Origin of the sequence: Pedobacter sp. GR22-10, assembly GCF_026239715.1 — a bacterium.
Taxonomy (GTDB): Bacteria; Bacteroidota; Bacteroidia; order Sphingobacteriales; family Sphingobacteriaceae; genus Pedobacter.
Genome location: NZ_JAPIVR010000002.1, coordinates 230745 through 252672 on the forward strand (window position 1 = coordinate 230745; position 21928 = coordinate 252672).

At 39.2% G+C, this 21928-nt stretch carries 14 protein-coding genes and 1 tRNA gene; 6 read left to right on the forward strand and 9 right to left on the reverse strand.

Translation table 11 applies throughout. The features are described 5' to 3' along the window. Positions 1-416: 416 nt before the first annotated feature. Positions 417-1535 carry a Gfo/Idh/MocA family protein gene (locus OQX64_RS08460; protein ID WP_265818434.1) on the forward strand — a complete coding sequence of 373 codons (1119 nt, stop codon included), beginning with the start codon at positions 417-419 and terminating at the stop codon, positions 1533-1535. Between the two features lie 60 nt (positions 1536-1595). Here OQX64_RS08460 and OQX64_RS08465 read toward each other — a convergent pair whose 3' ends face one another. Further along, entirely contained in the window at positions 1596-3380 is a 1785-nt protein-coding gene (locus tag OQX64_RS08465; RefSeq protein WP_088302314.1) for an ABC transporter ATP-binding protein, read from the reverse strand. Between the two features lie 567 nt (positions 3381-3947). Then, positions 3948-4021, reverse strand: a tRNA-His gene (locus OQX64_RS08470). Positions 4022-4197: 176 nt separating this feature from the next. Here OQX64_RS08470 and rnhA point away from each other — a divergent pair. Further along, positions 4198-4671, forward strand: a complete 474-nt coding sequence (gene rnhA / locus OQX64_RS08475) for a ribonuclease HI (RefSeq protein WP_088302313.1) — start codon at positions 4198-4200, stop codon at positions 4669-4671. On the opposite strand, the gene fbp is transcribed toward rnhA, so the two are convergent. The 4 genes from fbp to OQX64_RS08495 all read right to left on the reverse strand — a co-directional run bounded on the left by fbp (position 4668) and on the right by OQX64_RS08495 (position 7506). Further along, a complete protein-coding gene (gene fbp, locus OQX64_RS08480; RefSeq protein WP_265818435.1) occupies positions 4668-5747 on the reverse strand; it encodes a class 1 fructose-bisphosphatase in 1080 nt (359 codons plus the stop codon). The genes rnhA and fbp overlap by 4 nt on opposite strands. A gap of 19 nt (positions 5748-5766) precedes the next feature. Next, entirely contained in the window at positions 5767-6258 is a 492-nt protein-coding gene (locus OQX64_RS08485; protein WP_265818436.1) for a metallophosphoesterase family protein, read from the reverse strand. A gap of 103 nt (positions 6259-6361) precedes the next feature. Then, positions 6362-7063, reverse strand: coding sequence for a tRNA1(Val) (adenine(37)-N6)-methyltransferase (locus tag OQX64_RS08490; RefSeq protein WP_265818437.1), 702 nt, complete (start codon positions 7061-7063; stop codon positions 6362-6364). Positions 7064-7122: 59 nt separating this feature from the next. Further along, complete coding sequence (locus OQX64_RS08495) at positions 7123-7506, reverse strand: VOC family protein (protein ID WP_265818438.1); 384 nt, start codon at positions 7504-7506, stop codon at positions 7123-7125. 298 nt (positions 7507-7804) lie between these two features. On the opposite strand from OQX64_RS08495, the gene purL reads away from it, so the two are divergent. After that, entirely contained in the window at positions 7805-11515 is a 3711-nt protein-coding gene (gene purL / locus OQX64_RS08500; RefSeq protein WP_265819040.1) for a phosphoribosylformylglycinamidine synthase, read from the forward strand. Positions 11516-11743: 228 nt separating this feature from the next. Here the strand turns inward: purL and OQX64_RS08505 are convergent, their stop codons facing one another. After that, positions 11744-12577 (reverse strand): energy transducer TonB, encoded by an 834-nt coding sequence (locus tag OQX64_RS08505; RefSeq protein WP_265818439.1) that lies wholly within the window; start codon positions 12575-12577, stop codon positions 11744-11746. A 202-nt stretch (positions 12578-12779) separates the two neighbouring features. Here OQX64_RS08505 and OQX64_RS08510 point away from each other — a divergent pair, with 202 nt between their 5' ends. The 3 genes from OQX64_RS08510 (at position 12780) to OQX64_RS08520 (ending at position 17743) form a co-directional block, all read left to right on the forward strand. Next, positions 12780-14954, forward strand: coding sequence for a glutamine synthetase III (locus OQX64_RS08510; RefSeq protein WP_265818440.1), 2175 nt, complete (start codon positions 12780-12782; stop codon positions 14952-14954). A 689-nt stretch (positions 14955-15643) separates the two neighbouring features. Continuing rightward, a complete protein-coding gene (locus OQX64_RS08515) occupies positions 15644-16825 on the forward strand; it encodes an AIR synthase-related protein (protein WP_265818441.1) in 1182 nt (393 codons plus the stop codon). A gap of 123 nt (positions 16826-16948) precedes the next feature. Then, entirely contained in the window at positions 16949-17743 is a 795-nt protein-coding gene (locus tag OQX64_RS08520) for a S1/P1 nuclease (RefSeq protein WP_265818442.1), read from the forward strand. 186 nt (positions 17744-17929) lie between these two features. Here the strand turns inward: OQX64_RS08520 and OQX64_RS08525 are convergent, their stop codons facing one another. Beyond that, a complete protein-coding gene (locus OQX64_RS08525) occupies positions 17930-18517 on the reverse strand; it encodes a hypothetical protein (RefSeq protein ID WP_265818443.1) in 588 nt (195 codons plus the stop codon). Positions 18518-18542: 25 nt separating this feature from the next. Next, complete coding sequence (locus OQX64_RS08530) at positions 18543-21887, reverse strand: TonB-dependent receptor (protein WP_265818444.1); 3345 nt, start codon at positions 21885-21887, stop codon at positions 18543-18545. Positions 21888-21928: the final 41 nt, after the last annotated feature.

Here is a 21928-nt window from a genome sequence, read left to right on the forward strand (position 1 = left end):
TATTACATCTCCCTACCCTGTAACGATCCATAAATTTTAAAATCAGTTAAGCAAACTCTTCCTTTAAAAATCAGCTGACAATAGTTTAACTAAGGTTTACAATAACCAATACAAGCCGTTAGGCCCGTCATCTAATAACCATATTACTTTCATCACGGCCATAAACTCAATTCGGAGCGTCCCGGTATTTTTTGGAACATACAGGCTGTCCTGAAAGCATCAGTACTAAAAAGAGTCGGGAAGTTTATCATGCAATTATCAGGACGTTAAGACCAGCTCCAAATATATTTTGAAAACCAAATGTAACAGGCCGGTGTTAAATTTATAGGGTAAATCTAGAAGTTAGGCGGTATAAATGCGTGATCAAATGTATTGCTTAATATTTTGTTGAACGGATACATAGCTATAGAACACATATGAATACTAGAAGAGATTTTCTACAAAAAATGGGCGCATCAGCATTGATGTTGCAATTGAGTTCAGTAATTACATTTGCAAACACTTCCGACCAAATCGAACAACCCTATGATGGTAAGATACTCCGGGTTGCCATCATGGGTTTAGGTGGATATGCCACTCGTGTAGCAGAAGCAATGAAAGCCTGTACTAAAGCAAAGCTGGTAGGCGTAATCAGTGGTACGCCCTCAAAGGTTAAAGACTGGCAAATGAAGTACAAAATCCCTGAAAAGAACTGCTATAACTATGATACCTTCGATCAGGTAAAAAACAATCCTGATATTGATGCAATTTATGTGATTACGCCGAACGCACTTCACCACAGTCATGTTATCCGTGTAGCGAAAGCCGGGAAACATGCCATCTGCGAGAAACCAATGGCATTGAATACCAAAGAGGGACAAGAGATGATCGATGCCTGTAAAAAAGCAAAAGTCAGGCTACTGGTCGGCTATAGGATGCACTTCGAACCCCAAACGCTGGAGGTAATTCGAATGCGGAATGCAGGTGACTTTGGTAAGATCATGTTTTTTCAGGGACAATGTGGTTTTAAAATAGGCGATCCCAAGCAATGGCGATTAAATAAAGCACTTGCAGGCGGAGGATCAATGATGGATATTGGAATCTATGCCATCAACGGGGCAAGGTATATGGTTGGTGAAGAGCCGGTTTGGGTGACGGCTCAGGAAACCAAGACTAACCCGACGATATTTAAAGAAGGTGTAGATGAGACCATCCAATTTCAACTGGGTTTTCCAAGCGGTGCGGTCGCCTCCTGCTTGTCTAGTTATAATATCAATCACCTGGATAGGTTTTTTGTGAGTGGCGACAAAGGATTTGCAGAAATGCAACCTTCTACCGGTTATGGTCCAATTAAGGGCAGAACGCACAAAGGTGAACTCACACAGCCCATAACCACTCACCAGACTACACAAATGGATAAAATGGCCACTATTATCTTTGAAGATGACAAACCAGTGGTGCCTGTAGATGGTGAGGAAGGCTTGAAAGATCTTAAAATTATTGAGGCCATCTACCAGGCTGTAAAAACTGGAGAAAAGGTTAAGTTAACGGCTTAGCTAAACAAGGTTTAAAGCAGGATAAACCCGCTTTAAACCTTAAATTTTGAGCACACTTCATCAATTGAGTAACAATTCATCAAGTTTATTCATTTCTTCAACGAGTTTACGCCTGCCTATCTGCTGGCGCCACATGGCGTAATAAAGCCCTTTTTGCTCAATTAATTCTTCATGATTACCACTCTCGACAATTTCGCCATTTTCCAAAACATAAATTCGGTTAGCATGCATGATTGTTGATAAGCGGTGGGCGATGATCAGGGTAATATGATCTTTAAGTTCAGATAACTTATTTACCGTTTTGGTAATTTCTTCTTCTGTCAGGGAATCTAACGCCGAGGTGGCTTCGTCAAACAACAAAATATTGGGCTTTCTTAATAATGCCCTCGCTATGGATAACCTTTGCTTTTCGCCACCAGAAACTTTTACACCGCTCTCTCCAATCAGCGTATCAAGGCCATCTTCCGCTCTCGACAACAATGACTGGCAAGCAGCTTTTTTAAGTGCTTCCATACACTCCTCATCCGTCGCATCAGGCCTAACAAACCTAAGGTTGTCTCTGATATTGCCGGAAAACAGCTGTGTATCCTGAGTCACAAAACCGATCTTTCTTCTCAGCTCATCAAGATGGATTTCATCTGTATGCGTCTTATTATAAAACACATCTCCTTTGAATGGCTTATATAAGCCAACTAATAATTTAATCAATGTGGTTTTCCCTGATCCGGAAGGCCCTACAAATGCAACTGTTTCCCCTTCTTCAGCATGGAACGAGATGCCATTCAAGGCATTGCGATTGCTGTTTTTATATTTAAAGAACACGTTCTTAAATTCGATATGATCAATTTTATGCAATGAGGTTGGGTCCTCGGGTATGGCTTCCACAGGCATATCCATAATACGCTTGAAATTACCGAAAGATATCTGAGCTTCCCGCCAGGTTAAAGCCATGTGTCCGAATTCCTGTAATGGCCCGAACAGGAAATAAGAGTATAATAAAAAACTAAAGTATTGGCCTGCTGAAAGTTCCTTGTCAAAAATCAGCATGAGCATCACTACAATCATTACACTCCTCACAATATTAACGGTACTACCCTGAATAAAACTCAGCATCCGCAAAATTTTGGTTTTTACAATTTCCAGGTTTAGAATCTTATAAGTTGCCGTATTTAAACGATTAATTTCCTGTTCGCCTAAGCCGTGACTTTTTACCAGTTCGATATTTCGAAGTGACTCTGTGGAACGTCCTGCCAAAACTGACGTCTTGGATATAATTGCCCGGTGAATAACCTTTACCTTCTCAGAGAGCTTCCAGCTTAAATAAGTGATAATCGGGACGGAGGCGACGAAAACCAGTGTAACTTTATAACTGATTAAAGCAGAATATACGCTTACAAATATGATCCCAAACAAAGCCATAAAGGTGACATTGATGGAAGATTTTATAAAGTTCTCCGAGTCGCTTCTCACCCTGCCCAGCATGTCTAGCTTTGCTCCGCTTCTTTGCTCCTCAAAAACATAGTATGGCATATCCAAAGAATGTTTCATTCCGTCGGCATACATTTCAGCCCCGGTTTTCTGAGCAATGGTGATGGTAAAAAAATCCTGAAAATTATTGGCAATTCGAGATATTAGCGCTGCGCCTATCCCCAAACCAATTAAAGTCATAATTCCGGTAAAATATTCATGTCTGGTGAGTAAATCTCTTTTATTGATGTAATCATCAACAAGTTTTCCAGTGATTAATGGCTCAACGAGCGAAAAGCCCTGATTAATTGCTGTCATCAACAATGCCAATAAGACAATATACTTGTGTTTTTTAAGGTAACTTAACAAAATCTTCATAGGTTCGGCAAATTTAACGAGATATTTATAACGAAATAAAACTTATTTTATGATTTCATTTTAAAATTATCAAAAACTATTCTTTTTTTTAATCATCAACAGCTATATACACAGTCTTATATCTTTTCTCGCCTTTCTACCACAATCAATTGGTATTTTTTTTTTAATAACGTTCCTGGCTTCTAGGGATAAAGTATAGCCAATGCTGCGCAGATCAATGTGAACGGCATCTTCAAGCTGATAAAAGCGGACTGGCTAATCTGATTTTCTTTTTCAGTTTGGAAATTCAGATTAACTGAGCCCAACAATCAAAAATAGAACAGTACTGAACATTTGCCAATGCAGGTACAGCAATTAAGAATTTAACGAATCTTAATTTATTTTATGAAAACTCCAGTATAGAAGGCAAAAGATACCTGGTAAGCTGCCTTTTTCCTTAAAAAAAGTGGCATATGATATCAAACACCTTTGGTTAATGAAATCGCAGAATTCGTACCATATAATCGATTGCTATGCCTGGCACACAACAAAAAAAGCAGCTCTTTTCAGAACTGCTCTTAAAACCTGGGTGGCTGATGGGGCTCGAACCCACGACCCTCGGCACCACAAACCAATACTCTAACCAACTGAGCTACAGCCACCGTATTTTTTAGTGTCACAAAAGTACGACTTTTAATATTCCTTGCAAATATTTTTTTCAAAGTTTTCACAACTAATTTTTAATTCCTTAACATTCAATAATTTGAAATTGAAAAAAAAATTCACCAACAGATAAAACAAGCTATTTTAAACCTAAAAACATAACTTTACCCCGTTTATGATCGAGATTTACACAGACGGAGCAGCTAGTGGAAACCCCGGACCAGGGGGTTATGGTACAATTTTAAGGGCAGGCCAGCATTATAAAGAACTCAGCGGCGGCTTCAGGATGACCACCAACAATAGAATGGAATTACTGGCTGTTATTAAAGGGCTGGAAGCCCTGAAAAGTTTAAATCAGCAGGTAACCGTTTATTCTGATTCAAAATATGTGGTAGATGCCGTTGAAAAAAAATGGGTTTTCGGCTGGGTAAGCAAAGGTTTTAAGGACAAAAAAAATAAAGACCTCTGGATGCGTTTCCTCGAATTGTATAAGCTTCACCAGGTAAAATTCATCTGGATTAAAGGCCACAACGACCATCCGGAGAATGAGCGTTGCGACCGTTTAGCTGTTTTCGCTTCTCAAGACAAGCAAAATCTGGCGATAGATACTTTTTTTGAAGCAGAAAGAAATAAAGCAAACCTGTTTTAATCAATCCCGCCAATTACATTTAGATCTTCCAGTTTTGCTGCTACATGAGCATCAATTGAAATCGATTTTGCCGTGTGGAGCAGCATCATTTCTTCTGCCTTTTCTACCATTTTTCTGGAACCAATAAAAATCGGCACCCTCTGGTGTAATTCGGCAGGGACAATATCCAGGATGCGCTCAAAACCGGTACTTGCCTTTCCACCGGCCTGCTCGATTATAAAAGCCATCGGGTTGCACTCATATAACAATCTCAATTTCCCGTTAGGAGAGCGCGAAGTGGTCGGATAAATATAAATCCCGCCTTTAATTAAATTACGGTGAATATCTCCTACCATCGAGCCGATATAGCGTGAGGTATAAGGCCTGTGGGTAGCTTCATCCTCTACCTGGCAATATTTGATGTATTTTTTTACGCCTTCAGGAAAGTGCACATAATTCCCTTCATTAACTGAGTACAGATAACCCTCTTCAGGGATTTTCATCTGCGGATGCGAAAGGCAAAACTCGCCTATGGATGGATCCAACGTAAATCCATTTACACCCTTTCCGGTGGTGTAAACCATCATGGTAGAAGAACCATAAATCACATAACCTGCGGCAACCTGTTCCGTCCCTTTCTGTAAAACATCTGTCAGACTTGCTTTTCCATCAGTCGACTTTCTTCTATAAATGGAAAATATAGTCCCAACCGCCACATTTACATCGGTGTTTGAAGAACCATCCAAAGGATCGATGCAAACAATATATTTAGCGTTATTGGAAACCGGAGATTCGATATGAATGATCTCGTCTTCCTCTTCAGTTGCCACCATACAGCATTCGCCACCACTGGTTAGTGCGGCAATAAACTGTTTATCGGCATAAACATCTAATTTTTTTTGTTCTTCTCCCTGGATATTGGTAGTACCCATATCACCAAGAATATCAACCAAACCAGCTTTATTGATTTCGCGATTTACGATTTTTGCGGCAATGCCAATGTCTCTCAGCAGCCTGGAGAGTTCACCTTTGGCATAAGGGAAATCTGCCTGTTTTTCTATAATAAATTGTCCTAGTGTTTTAACGCCACAAACCATACTTAGTGTACATTTTACATTATCTACCCGATAACTCTATAACCTCTAAGGTATGAATATTTTCGTCAGTAATGCAAAACCTGATCAGTGTACGCACCTTGTGCCATCCGTGTTTTCCTGCCGCACCGGGGTTTATATGCAAACATTTTATTTTTTCATCAAACATTACTTTTAAAATATGCGAATGCCCGGTGATAAATAATTTAGGCGGGTTAGTGTAAATTTCAGACTTAACAGAAGCAGTGTATTTCCCCGGATATCCTCCAATATGGGTCATCCATACATCTACCTTTTCACAGCTAAATCGATTTTTTTCCGGAAACTCAGCACGGATGGCAGCATCATCTATATTTCCATACACGCCACGCAATGGCTTGAACGCGGCTAAAGGAGCGGCAACATCCTGACCAAAATCACCCGCATGCCAGATTTCATCTACCTGATCAAAGTGTTTAAAAACAGCATCATCCAGGTAGCCATGCGTATCAGAAATCAAACCTATTTTTTTCATATTGTAATTGATGTGAGTGATAATTATACAGCTTTCTCAGGGTTTTATTTTTTTTTCAGGATTATTTACACGCATATCGATATCAATAAAGGGCACAATACGCCTAGTAAGCCAGAAAAAAGTCGCTTAATAAGGCTTCGTATGATTCGGTATGTTTACCCCTTGATTGGTAGATATAAAAATGTGATTCGGTTAACGGGTGTGCTATTCTCCCTAAACCAATAACCTGCCTGAAAGCAGCTTTGCTTTCATCAGAATGTATATAGATGCGTTTGACAAGTGAGAGCTGACACTTTAAAGCTTCTAGAACGACTTCGTTTGCCTGCTTTACCGGCAGTATGAGCCACAGCATTCCCGAATCACTGAGCAATTCATTGGATTTCTGAACGAGCATGTTAAAAAAATGATGATCTGCATGCCTGGCGATTCCTTTTCTGGCTTCTTCGTTTTTTAAGTCATTCACAAAAAAAGGCGGATTGGAAACGATCATGTCAAATTTCTCTTGATGGTGATATTGTTCAATTGCGACATGATCAATGGTTAACCGATCATTAAAAACGGAAGCATTAAAGTTCTTTCCGGCGGTTTCAGCAGCCTGCTGATCAATTTCTACTGCGTGAACATGAGCTTCAGGAAAACGCTGGGCCAGCATCAGGGCAATAACTCCGGTACCTGATCCAATATCCAGAATGTTTTCAGCCCCCTCATGATTGGCCATTGCAGCAAGCAACACCCCATCAGTATTGATCTTCATGGCGCAACCTGCCTGATCTACTTCAAACTGTTTAAACTTAAAAATGCTCATAACAATGCAATAACCAACTAACCATTTTTACAACTCCACATCTAACTACCTGACCGGCTTTATATCTCATACAATTCCAGCGGCAAACCATCCGGATCAGCAAAAAACGTAAATTTCTTTCCTGTAAATTCATCTACCCGAACAGGTTCTGTTGTAATGCCCTGATGTTGTAGCCTGGCTATTTCGGCTTCTATATCATCTACTTCAAACGCCAGATGCCTTAGGCCCTGCGCCTCTGGCTTAGATGGCCTGGCTGGCGGATTTTCAAAGGAAAAAAGTTCAATCTGATATAAGCCGTTCACCGCCAGATCCAATTTATATGATTTCCGCTCTTCCCGATAAACCTCAGCAAGAATGGTAAAACCCAGCTTGTTTACATAGAAATCTTTTGATTTTTCGTAGTCAGCGCAAATAATGGCAATATGATGAATTCGGTTGAACATCTTGAAATGAGTGAATTTGAATGATAGAATGTAGCAAAGTTGCAGAAAATGATTCAAATTTTTACCATAGCAACCTCAGGCGACAACACACAGTTTTCTAATTTATTGCACCACACCTGATGATTTTACATTAGCCATTTCTAACTCTCTCATTCCAATCATTTGATCATTCAATCATTTGATCATTCAATCCCTCATTCATTTCTGAGCGCTATTTCTCATTTCCTATTTAATATTTCCGCTACTCTCTCCACAATCACGTCATTATTTCCACATTCTCCCATTCTATGAAGTAATCATTCACGCATTAAATCTAAAAAACCTAAATTTGCAACTTCAAAAAAAAAGCATGATTCATTTCTTCCTTAATCAATCGCAGGCGGTTTTTGCACTACAAACAGACAAATCGCTTAGTATCAATGATATTACTAAACTCGAATGGTTGTTCGGCGGCGCCAAAATCTCACCAGAAACTGCACTCAGCGGCTTTTTCGTCGGACCAAGGGCAGCCATGGTTACCCCCTGGAGCACCAATGCGGTAGAGATTACGCAGAACATGGACATACAGGGCATCATCAGGATCGAGGAGTTTAAAGCTGTTGCAGAAGATTTTGCAGATTATGACCCGATGCTTTCGCAAAAATACGGCAAACTTGACCAGGATGTATATACCATTGATATTAAGCCTGAACCTGTTTTAGAAATTACAGACATTGCAGCCTATAATAAACAGGAAGGTTTATCCTTAAGTGATGAAGAAGTTGAATATTTAAATTCATTAGCTACCCGATTAGAAAGACCTTTAACGGATTCAGAAGTCTTTGGTTTCTCACAAGTAAATTCAGAACATTGCCGGCATAAAATATTCAACGGAAAGTTTGTGATCGATGGCGTGGAGCAACCTACTTCATTATTTAAACTGATCCGTAAAACTTCAGAAGAAAATCCTAACGATATCGTTTCTGCCTATAAGGATAATGTGGCTTTTATAAAAGGTCCGACAGTGCAGCAATTTGCGCCAAAAAGAGCTGATATTCCAGATTATTACGCTACCAGTAATTTTGATTCGGTGATTTCATTAAAAGCAGAAACACATAACTTCCCAACCACTGTTGAACCTTTTAATGGTGCGGCAACAGGTTCTGGTGGCGAAATCAGAGATCGTTTAGCTGGCGGACAAGGCTCTTTACCTTTAGCCGGAACCGCAGTTTACATGACGGCACTTTCCAGATTGGAAGAAAACCGTCCCTGGGAAAAAAGTGTGGAAGAAAGAGCATGGCTGTATCAAACCCCAATGGATATTCTGATTAAAGCATCAAACGGCGCTACAGATTTTGGAAATAAATTTGGCCAGCCACTCATTACAGGTTCGGTTTTAACCTTTGAACACGAAGAGGACGCCCGCAAATTAGGTTTCGATAAAGTGATCATGCTTGCCGGAGGTATTGGTTACGGCAAAGCCAGTCAGGCGCAAAAACTGAAACCACAGGAAGGTGATAACATTGTGATCCTGGGTGGTGAAAATTATAGAATCGGCATGGGTGGTGCAGCAGTTTCATCGGCTGATACTGGTCAACACGGATCGGGTATTGAACTCAATGCGATTCAAAGATCAAATCCGGAAATGCAAAAACGTGCGGCCAACGCCGTTCGGGGCATGGTCGAGAGCGAACACAACTCAATCATCTCTATTCATGACCATGGTGCAGGAGGCCACCTAAACTGTTTATCAGAACTGGTAGAAGAAACAGGTGGATTAATCAATCTGGATAAATTACCTGTTGGCGATCCTACCCTTTCGGCAAAGGAAATTATCGGTAACGAATCTCAGGAAAGAATGGGATTGGTAATTGGCAACGAACACATCGAAACTTTACAAAAAATAGCTGATCGCGAACGCTCACCGATGTACACCGTTGGTAAGGTCACCGGCGATCATCGCTTTACTTTCAAATCTGAAACTTCGGGCATTAAGCCGATGGATTTAGAATTGAAAGACATGTTTGGTAGCTCGCCGAAAATTGTAATGGATGATCAAACCATTGATCGCAAATACGATGAAGTTGTTTATAACAAAGCTGATTTAAATACTTATTTAGAGCAGGTTTTACAACTTGAGGCTGTGGCATCAAAAGACTGGTTAACCAATAAGGTTGACCGTTGTGTGGGTGGCCGCGTAGCCAAACAGCAAAGCGCTGGTCCATTGCAGTTGCCATTGAATAACTGTGGCGTAATGGCACTTGATTTTCAGGGAAAAGAAGGCATTGCCACTTCAGTAGGCCATGCACCACTTTCTGCTCTGATTGATCCGGCAGCCGGCAGCCGCAATGCCATTGCCGAATCTTTATCCAATATTGTTTGGGCACCATTAAAAGACGGACTGAAAAGCGTTTCACTTTCCGCAAACTGGATGTGGGCCTGTAAAAATGAAGGTGAAGATGCCCGTTTATATGCTGCTGTTAAAGCCTGTTCTGATTTTGCAATCGGTTTAGGCATCAACATCCCAACCGGAAAAGACTCGCTTTCCATGAAACAGAAATATAAAGATGGCGATGTGATTGCCCCCGGAACAGTGATTATTTCTGCAGGTGCCAATTGTAATGATATTACGAAAGTAATAGAGCCTGTATTGCAAAAAAACCGTGGTTCGATCTATTACATCAATCTTTCAAACGATACCTATAAATTAGGTGGTTCATCTTTTGCACAGATTCTAAATAAAATCGGAACGGAAACACCTGATGTTAAAGATGCAGATCTGTTCTCAAAAGCATTCAACACGATACAACAGTTAATAAAAGAAGATAAAATTCAGGCCGGACATGATATCGGTAGCGGTGGTTTAATTACAACCTTACTGGAAATGTGTTTTGCTGATCGTGATTTAGGTGCATCAATTGATCTTTCTGCTTTAGGTGAAAAAGATATCGTTAAATTGTTGTTTGCTGAAAATATTGCCCTGGTTTTCCAGGCCGATGCATCAGTGGAAGATACGTTAGCCCATGCCGGTGTTAATTTTCACAAAATTGGAAAGGTCACATCTTCAGCTGCTCTTGAGGTGAAGAATGGAACAGATCATTTCAATTTTGAAATCAATCATTTACGTGATGTCTGGTTTAAAACATCATACTTATTAGACAGCAAGCAAACCGGTAACGGATTAGCAAAAGAACGTTACGACAATTATAAGAATCAGGTATTAAAATATAATTTCCCGCCACAGTTTGACGGGAAAAAACCGGCTATTGATGCTTCAAAACCTCGTCCTAAAGCCGCGATTATCCGTGAAAAAGGAAGTAACTCTGAGCGTGAACTGGCGAACGCCATGTATCTGGCAGGCTTTGACGTGAAAGATGTACACATGACCGACTTAATCACAGGTCGCGAAACCCTGGAAGATATTCAATTTATCGGTGCCGTTGGTGGTTTCTCCAACTCTGATGTTTTAGGATCAGCCAAAGGCTGGGCTGGTGCCTTTTTATACAATGAAAAAGCAAGAGTGGCTTTAGAGAAATTCTTTGCCCGCCCCGATACTTTATCTGTAGGTATCTGTAATGGCTGTCAGTTATTTATAGAACTGGGTCTGATTAACAAGCAGCATGAAGACAAACCAAAAATGCTGCATAATAAGAGTGGCAAGCACGAAAGTATTTTCACTTCACTAACCTTACAGGAAAATAATTCGGTAATGCTTTCTACCCTGGCCGGTAGTACGTTAGGTGTTTGGGTATCACATGGCGAAGGAAGATTCTCGTTACCATATGCCGAAGATCAGTATAAAATCGTGGCCAAATATGCTTACGAAGGTTATCCTGCAAGTCCGAATGGTTCTGATTATAATACGGCGATGATGTGTGACGAAACTGGCCGCCATTTGGTCATGATGCCACACATTGAGCGTTCCTTATTCCAGTGGCACTGGGCCAACTACCCTGCCGGCAGAAAAGATGAAGTATCGCCTTGGATTGAAGCATTTGTAAATGCCAGAAAATGGGTAGAAGAAAATTAGAGGGTTAATTGCTACATCACTTTAAATAGATTGAAATAACATGATAAAGGCTTGAGCAAAACTCAAGCCTTTTGTTATCATCACACCATTTTTAAATGTGCAATTAGCGATATTTTCGTATTGCATTATCCTGAATCAAGTTAAGAAAGACAAAACATTCCATTAATCCAACATCTCCCCAACTAACCGTCTACACCATTAACCAACGCCCCACCTAACCCTTTCCAGCTACATCAAATTAAAATTAATCGGCATATTATACCTTACCCTTACCGGAATTCCTTTATTTTTTCCGGGTTTCCAGAGTGGAGATTTTTTAATCACTTTCATGGCTTCCTCATCGCAGCCATAACCTATGCCTCTTAATACTTTAACATCAGTGATCGAACCATCCCTTTCCACAACAAAACTGACAAATACCTTACCTTGAATGCCATCTTCCTGTGCCTGGGAAGGATAGCGTAAATTGCGCTCCATATATTTTGCAAAGGCCTTCATTCCGCCTGTAAATTCTGGATATTCATCCACACCCATGCCCTCTATAATTGCATTCGAATCGCCATTATCTCCTTTAGCCAATCCATCGCCGTTACCAGTGGCTACAGCAGTATTGACAACCAGGCTTGGCTTAACTTCTCCTGCCTGGGTTTTATCACTGATTATAGCATCCTGCATGTCTTTAATACTGGGCGGTTCAGGAAGTTCTTTTTTGTCTACAACCACAATTTTAGAGGATACCGCTACGGTTTTCACTTTCACCGGGTCTGATTTTACAGGCTCAGCCTTTTTTTCAGGTTCGGTCTTTTTCATCTGGTGGATCACATTATCCAGTTCCACTACCTTTGGAGTATCAGCAACTTCAACGACAGAAGGAAACATTTTGCTGTAAACTAAAGGCGCAAAGCCGGCAAAAAGAAATAAACCTGCAGACACCAGCAGGGCTTTAGTCATGATCCTAGCAGATTTAGACCTTAATTCATAGGCGCCATAAGTTTTGTTGCGGTTAGCAAATACAAGATCGAGCCACTCGGTTTTGTACACATTGATTGATGAATTGAACATAGCTTTTTAGTTTTAAGCATGATGTAGCAAAATCAACAATTCCATAAAACAGTTAAAAAATCTCCTTTCTTTACCAAAAATGAAATTTTTGATCGCTGAAACATTTTTTTATTTCATATTCAATAAAATTCACATATTTCTTGCGATTGTTTTATAAAAATTAATAAAATATCCTATTTTTGACAAAAAACATAACAAATTAATGAAAAGCTTAAGAACCATCGCATTAAAAGAGGCTCAAAACAGAATTTCACCAGAAGTTAAATCACCATCTTCAAAAATTTCTGATTTTTTTGGCGCTAATGTATTTGATAAGAAAAAAATGAGAGATTTCTTATCTAAGGACGTGTATGAAAAATTAATCTCATCCATTAACCAGGGCGAGTTAATTAATTCTGACGATGCTAACCAGATTGCTACGGCCATGAAAGCTTGGGCAATGAGTGCTGGTGCAACGCATTACACGCACTGGTTTCAACCACTAACCGGTACAACAGCAGAAAAGCATGATTCATTTTTTGAGCCAAGTGGCGATGGTGCTATCGAAAAATTTGCCGGTAGTGCATTGGTTCAGCAAGAGCCTGATGCATCCAGTTTCCCTAACGGCGGTATCCGTAATACTTTCGAAGCACGTGGTTATACCGCATGGGATCCTTCTTCTCCAGCCTTCATTATGGAAAGCAAAGCAGGTAAAACACTTTGTATCCCAACTGTTTTTGTATCCTATACCGGTGAAGCATTAGATTATAAAGCACCATTATTAAAAGCATTAGCAGCACTTGATAAAGCAGCTGTAGATGTTTGCCAATATTTCGATAAAAGCATTACTAAAGTGAATGCATCTTTAGGTATCGAACAAGAATATTTCCTGGTTGATGAGTCTTTATTCAACGCCCGTCCGGATTTATTGTTAACCGGCCGTGCTTTATTCGGACACATGTCTGCCAAAGGTCAGCAATTAGAAGATCACTATTTCGGATCAATTCCTGAGCGTGTGTTCACGTATATGGTTGACTTCGAAAATGAAGCTTTAAAATTAGGTATTCCGTTAAAAACCCGTCACAATGAAGTGGCACCATCTCAATTTGAATGTGCGCCTATTTATGAGGAAATCAATTTAGCGATTGACCACAATCAGTTGTTAATGGATTTGATGGAAAAAGTGGCCCGCCGTCACCATTTCCGTGTTTTATTACATGAAAAACCATATGCAGGAATCAACGGTTCAGGTAAACATAATAACTGGTCGTTAATTACAGATACCGGTAAAAACTTATTGGCACCAGGTAAAACACCTAAAAATAATTTAATGTTCCTGGCTTTCTTTGTGAATACCATCAAAGCCGTTAGCGAGCATGCTGATTTATTACGTGCCAGTATTGCATCAGTAAGTAATGATCACCGTTTAGGTGCTAACGAAGCACCACCGGCAATCATTTCCATCTTCCTGGGTTCGCAACTGAACGATGTGTTAGATGAAATTGAGCACTCACGCATCAGCAAAAAAATCAAAGAAGATAATGCCCTTTGGTTAGGTATCCCTAAAATTCCACAAATTTTATTGGATAATACTGACCGTAACCGTACCTCTCCTTTCGCCTTTACAGGAAATAAATTTGAGTTAAGGGCAGTAGGTTCTTCGGCTAACTCTTCAGCACCAATGACGATTTTAAATGCAATCATGGCTGAGCAGTTAACCAAATTCAAAGTGGAAGTAGATAAACTGATCAAAAAAGGGGATAAAAAAGATATCGCTTTATTAACAGTAATTAAAAAATATATCAAAGAATCTAAAGCTATCCGTTTTGAAGGAAATGGTTATAGCCAGGAGTGGGAAGATGAAGCGGCAACACGCGGTTTATCAAATATCAAAACGACGCCTAAAGCCCTTGATGCTTATTTAACAGAAAAATCTGCAGATTTATTTGCTACAACAGGCATTTACAGTGCACGTGAGATTCATGCCCGTCATGAAATCATGTTAGAGAATTTCTACAAAAAATTACAGATTGAAGCCCGTGTGATGGGTGAAGTAGCCAATACGGCTATTATTCCGGCTGCAATTGCTTACCAGAACTCACTAATCGAGAATGTAAAAGGATTGAAAGACTTGGGTATTGAAAGCAAATCTTCTCTTGATATTGTAAAAAAACTATCTGAGCATTTAGATATCGTCAAAACCAATATCGATGCCATGTTGGAAGAGCGTAAAGTAACCAACAAAATCGAAGATACACGTGAGAAAGCAATTGCTTACGATGAAAAAGTGAAGTCTTACTTTGATACGATCCGTTACCATGCAGATAAATTGGAGCAGATTGTTGATGATAGTGTTTGGCCTTTACCAAAATTCAGAGAATTATTATTCATGAAATAAGAAAGGTATAAGCTAAAAGGTATAGGGCGTAAGGTGAAAACTTTACGCCCTTTTTTATTAGATCATTAATCATTGGTTCGTTGGTGATTGGTTGCCTTTGCAAGTAAACTGTCAAATGAAAACTGTAAACTGGTTAATCGATTAATTATTAAAACTGGTTACTGTTATCCCACATTATAACGTGCTCCTGAACTTGGTTCAGGAGCTGATTGAAAAGTGGTTTACGTTTATAAAGGTTTTTTTGGAAAGCAATACCTGTGCTCATCCGTTAAAACAGTCCTGCTTTCCTTTCTGCTGTAAATTTTTCACCATCTTTTTTAATATTCGTCGTTTACAGCATCCATGCAATCAGGTTTATTTAACATAGGCCAGGGCAGGGAAAAAACCGCCACAATGAACGAACCCCGGTAAACTAAGCCCGATTGTACGGATGCCGTTTTAAACGACAGTTTTTAATACACGACATTTAAAACGGCAGGAGGAAAAGTGGGGCTGCAGGCTCCTATGAAAAACTACCTTTCACTTCCAAAACCTTTTTCAATTATATTGTTAAGAAAAGCCGTGCAGGTAAAAGCCTCTACTCCACACCGATATTTGATCTATTATCTCCAGACTTCTGACGCCCAACTTCAGACTTTCTATCTTCTACCCTTTTACCTTCCACCTTAAAAAACTATCTTTGCCGCAACATGAGTGATAACAGGTACAATCAGCGCGGCGTTTCTGCCTCAAAAGAAGATGTGCATAATGCCATCAAAAATATCGACAAAGGAATTTTCCCAAAAGCATTCTGCAAAATCATTCCTGATATTTTAGGTGGTGATGAGGCTTTCTGCAATATCATGCATGCAGATGGTGCAGGTACGAAATCATCACTGGCTTATGTTTACTGGAAAGAAACCGGTGATATGTCAGTCTGGAAAGGTATTGCTCAGGATGCCATTATCATGAATCTTGACGACCTGATTTGTGTGGGTGCTACAGATAATATCCTTTTGTCTTCAACCATCGGAAGGAATAAAAATCTAATTCCAGGAGACTTGATTGCTGCGGTGATTAACGGGACTGAAGAAATTCTGGCTGATCTCCGCGGGCAGGGAATTTCCATCTACTCAACAGGTGGCGAAACAGCTGATGTTGGCGATCTGGTCAGAACCATTATTGTAGATTCTACCGTTACCTGCAGGATGAAACGTGACGAGGTGATCAGCGATGATAACATTAAAGCTGGAGATGTTATCGTGGCTTTGGCTTCATCCGGACAAGCCACCTACGAAACGGAATACAACGGTGGAATGGGATCAAACGGATTAACCTCTGCCCGTCACGATGTTTTTGATAAATCAGTAGCAGACAACTATCCGGAAAGCTTTGACCCAGCGGTACCTTTTGATTTGATCTTCTCTGGTCAAAAGAAATTAACGGATGAAATCGAAATTGAAGGTTTTGGTAAAATTACCGTAGGAAAGCTGGTTTTATCCCCTACCCGTACGTATGCGCCGGTGATTAAAAAAATATTAGCCAAACATCGCCAGCAAATTAATGGCATCGTCCATTGCAGTGGTGGTGCACAGACCAAAGTATTACACTTCATCAATGAGGATATCCATGTCATCAAGAATAACCTGTTCCCTGTTCCACCGCTATTTAAACTGATACAGGAACAATCAGGTACAGATTGGAAGGAAATGTATAAGGTATTTAATATGGGCCACCGCATGGAGCTTTATGTACCACAAGAGATTGCTGAAAGTATTATCGAGATCTCAAAAAGCTTTAACATTGATGCACAGGTGATCGGCCGTGTAGAAAAAGGTGACCGGAAACAGGTAACCATCGAAAGCGACAAGGGGACTTTTATTTATCATTAAGATTTTACATTTAAATATCGGATAGGCTTTGGATAAAACCCAAAGCCTATTTTTTATTGGAGGAGAATTGTAATATTTCTAAGTCAGGAAAAACCCGTCGGCACAGATTAATATCTTCGTAGCATGAAAAGAATAATTGTTGGATGCGTACTAATATGTACAGCCATCTTTTTGAGCTCCTGGGGATTTTTCGGACACAAAACTGTAGCTTCCATTGCAGAAAAACACCTGAATGATGGGGCTAAGCAAGCCATTAAAGAACTGCTTGGCCAAGAAACATTAGCAGATGTTGCCTCCTGGGCTGACGAGGTTCGCAATCAACCAGAATACAAGAATACAGCCGGATGGCATTTTGTGAATCTTCCCTTGGGTTTAAGCCGTCGAAAATTCAAAGACGCTATTGAAAGCTTAAAAAATGAAAACTTGTTGACAGCGCTGACATTGAATGAATCTGTCATCAAAAATCCAAACGCCACTAAAGATCAAAAAATAATTGCTTTAAAATTCATTGTGCATTTAGTTGGAGATGCCCATCAGCCCATGCATGTAAGTCGGGCCGAAGATAAAGGTGGTAATACCATCCAGGTACAGTTTGATGGAAAAGGAACGAATCTTCACAGCCTTTGGGATAGCCGGTTATTAGATCACCAGGGGCTTAGCATGACACAGCTTGTGGCAAAAGATGATGTGGGTAAATCCAGAATAAGAAAATGGCAAAGGGCCACACCTGTTGACTGGTTATTTGAAAGTTACAAAATCAGTTCAAAGCTTTATCAGGAAGTGGAGAAAAATAATAAATTAGACGATGCTTATTATCAATCGCATATCGCTATTGCAAATAAAAGAATAGAGATGGGCGGGATCCGTTTGGCTGGGGTATTGAATGAGCTGTTTAAAAATGGAGTTAGCTATAAATAGAATACTATATTAACCTAAAAGCTTCTTTCTGAAAGCTTTTTTGATTTGGATATCATTAAGGTATCACTGAAATACTTTAAGATACAAAAAAGGAGCAGAAATGATTAATTCCTACTCCTTTTTCTCCCATATTTTAATAGAGACTTTTTCAGTGCTCTAGGCAGTTAGGGCTTTAAATATTTAAACTTACAAAGCAGCTCTTAATCCAAATTCAGAAAGAGCGAAAGTATACTCTGCAAGGGTTGTATTTGATGCATCCTGAGCTACAATAATAATACTTGTACCTCTTGATTGAGACGCAACGTTATTACTTACTGTAAATAAACCTTTCCCTATATCACCTAATTTAAATGTGTAGGTAAGCCCCCAAGTAATGTTATTAGCATTACCATAAGCACCAATTGCCGTTACAACTGGAGCACCTGTAACCGGAGTTGCTGTTGCTGCAAGCGAAACATTAGTTGCCGTGTAAAGCTGAGTTCTTACAGAACTACTTACCGCAGATGCACTTGTTTGCGTATTCGTTAAATAATACACCGTTAATTTTGGAATTACTTTAGCAGGGAAAAGTTTTTCACCAACAATGTAATTTAAAGTTACAACACTTGTTCCAACTGTACCCGTCGCAGATATAGCATTGCCTTTAGCTAACTCAATCGTTGTTGCTCCAGTACCTGAAACTTCTTTTTCAGCGTTAGGGTCTTTTTTACAAGCGCTCATTGAGAAAACAATGACACTTGCAGCGACCATAACTTTTGATAATATATTTTTCATTTTGATCAATTTAAAATTTTACAGCCTAGTTGAAGTTATAACGTACACCAAACTGCATGTAATAGGTTGAAGAGGTGGTTTGTGAAGTACCAAATGATTCTCTTACAATATCACCTTGAGTATTCGCTAATCTAAATGTTGGTTTAGTTGTCGCATTGATTGATGATACGTTTTGAGGAACTAAGATTGCAGCATTATTTGCAAAGTTCACATTACCCCACTTACGGTTTAATAAGTTACCTACATTAAAGATATCAACTGTAAATTGGAACGAGTTTTTAGTATTGCCAAAGTTTTTGAAAACTTCCTGCGTTAATCTTAAATCAAACTGATTTCTCCAAGGTAATAATGCACCATTACGCTCTGCATACTGACCTTTATGTTTACTTAAATAAGGATCATTTTCAATGTAGTTCGCAAAAATATCACTTTGCTCTTGTGCAGAATAAGCTCTGGCATAACCCGTTGTTCCACTAGGAATATTGGTGAATGTAATCTCAGAAGCATCACGTGGAATATAGATCAAATCGTTGGTTTGTCCATCGCGGTTGAAATCAGCACTATAGTAGTAAGAATATCTTCCTTGTTGTGAACCTTGATAGAACAATGAGAATGAAGTCGCTAAATTCTTAATGTATTCTTTTCTGTATGAAATACTTGCAATGACACGATCAGGCGTTAAATTCTGAGAATAACTTAATGTTGGGTTATTCGAATTTGTTGAAGTGTATGGAATAGACCATAAGTTTAACAATTGATCACCACTACCATCGCCAAAGTTACGTTGATCAGAACGGGTATATGCAATCATGGCAGATAAACCACTATTAAACTGTTTTGTTAATTGTGCTGTTGCTTGCCAATTGTAACCACCTTTAGCATTTGTCATTTGAACAACGTTCAGTGCAGATGTACCAGTTGTACTTGGAAGACCAGCACCAGTAATATTTACCACCTGTCTTGAATTAACAGAACTTCCGTAGAATGGTCTGTTATCTGGATAACCAGCGATAGTTAAATTTGTTGGATCCTGTAAGTTTACGTTCTTAGCAACCGCAACATTTAGGTCCTTACCGTAAATCCCTTCTAAAGTGGCCACTATTCCGCCTGGCAATTTGAAATCTATAGCTAAGCTTGATTTCCAGGTTTGAGGAAATTTAAGATCTGTAGCCATTGAACTGATTGTTCCGGGAATACTTGTTCCGGCTGCCGGAGCAGCGGTAGTTAAGTTAGGTGCAATGCTAGGATTAAAGAATGGCGTTGAGGCACCTGAATAAACCTGAGTATATTGAAGTAAGCCAGCATCACCTGATTGAGAAACAATCCATACAAAAGGCACACGACCAGTAAAGATACCTGAACCACCACGAACTTGTAAAGAGCGATCACCCAATACATCCCAATTGAAACCAAAACGAGGAGAATAAGTTAATTTAGCATCTGGTAAAACTCCAGTATCTACTTTTTGGCCATTGGCGAATGTTTGAGCAGCTACTAACGGATGAGTTCTGATTTCGGAAACATCTGGATAAGTTGCTTGCTCAAAGCGAATACCTGCTGTAACTTTTAAACGATCAGAGATTGTAAACTCATCTTGTAAATAAGCAGAATATTGCGCGAATTTAAAACTAGGGAAAGCCTGAGATCCATCTGATGTTAAAGGATAAGTAACTGAATATTGTAATGGTCTGGCATTGTTATAAAAATCAGCATAAGAAGCAAAAGTATAAAAACCGGTACCAAAACGTTGGAAACCATTTTTAGTTGTACTGAATTCTGCCTGAGCACCCAAGGTAATGTTGTGTTTACCTAAAGCTAATGTTAAATCATCGCTATAAGTAAAACCTTTAACATCTCTTAGGTTACCATAAGTAAATGGTTCATAACCAAAAGTTGTTAATACGTTACCTGCAGATGTACCTGTTTGCGTATTATTTAAAATATCAACCAAAGGGAAAGGAGAACTATCTGAAGTTCTAGGGTCATTTTGGTGAGAATAAGTTGCACGGGCTACGTTTGTTATTTTGCTACCAAAATTGGAGTTTAATTCCGCTACAGCAGAATATAAGTTAGCTGCCTGGTAGTAATTAGAATTTGAAAAATTTAAACCGGCATTTGTATTAGAACCAGATCTAACGTTACCGTAACCTAAGTTACCTGTTACACCGGAACCGGTAACTGAAGTACTTGCTGAACTTGGTGATTTACTTTCTACCTGATTATAACGAACACTGAAACGATGATTTTTTGAAATATTCCAATCTAAACGCGCAAACATCTTTTCATTATCACTGATGTTCGAATATCCCTGGTAAACACCTGGATCATAACCATATCTAGAAATAAGAAAAGATTTTAACCGATCTAAATCAGTTGAAGTTGCCGGAGCAACAGTTGATACGCCGCTATTGTATGGTAAACTGGAAGTTGCAGCGATTCTGTTATTTCCCGGCTCAATAGTATGTTTCTTTTCGTAGTTAACGAAAAAGAATAATTTATCTTTAACAATTGGACCACCTAAGCTAAAACCATAATTTTTCTCATCTAATTTTTGTAAATTAGGGATTCGATAAGATTCACCAATTCTTTTTCCTTGATTGTCCTCATTTCTCATGGTATAAAATGCATTACCAGAAAAAGTATTTGTTCCTGAACGTGTAACTGCAGTTACTGAACCACCTGTAAATCCAGATTGACGAACATCATACGGAGTTACATTAATCGAAATTTGTTCTAACGCATCAATTGAAATAGGAGAACCACCGGCAGGGATGTTCTGACCGATACCAAACTGGTTATTAAAGTTTGCCCCATCTACGGTAAAGTTATTTGAACGATAATTACCACCACCAATTGATGTACCATTTGCTTGAGGCGTTAAACGTGTTAAATCATTAACACTACGGGTAATAGTTGGCAGTGATTGAATTTGTTGTCTGGTTACAACAGTGTTAGCGCCACTTTTATTTGAATTCATAATGGCGTTATTACTTTGACCAACAACTTTAACTTCTGCAAGAGTAGAACTGTTGTCAACTAAAGTTACATTTTCCAAATAAGGCTCACCTAATTTTAAATAAACCTCAGTTTGTTTTTCTGGTCTGTACCCTACGAAGCTTATTTCAATAGTGTAAGGCCCGCCTACACGCATACCACCTATAGTAAAACGACCATCATTATTGGTCGATACAGTATAAACTGTACCTGTTGGGGTATGTGTAGCTTTTACGCTTGCTCCAGGTAAGGTGCCTTTTGCATCCCTGATAGTACCCGTCATTGATGATGTAGTTACCTGTGCATTGGAGACAGATACAAAACCTACAAAAGCAAGAACAATTACTACAATTTTTAATAGTAAAGTTTTTTTCATCCTTTGTTTTTTAATGTTTTTGTTGTTGAATAATAAATTGG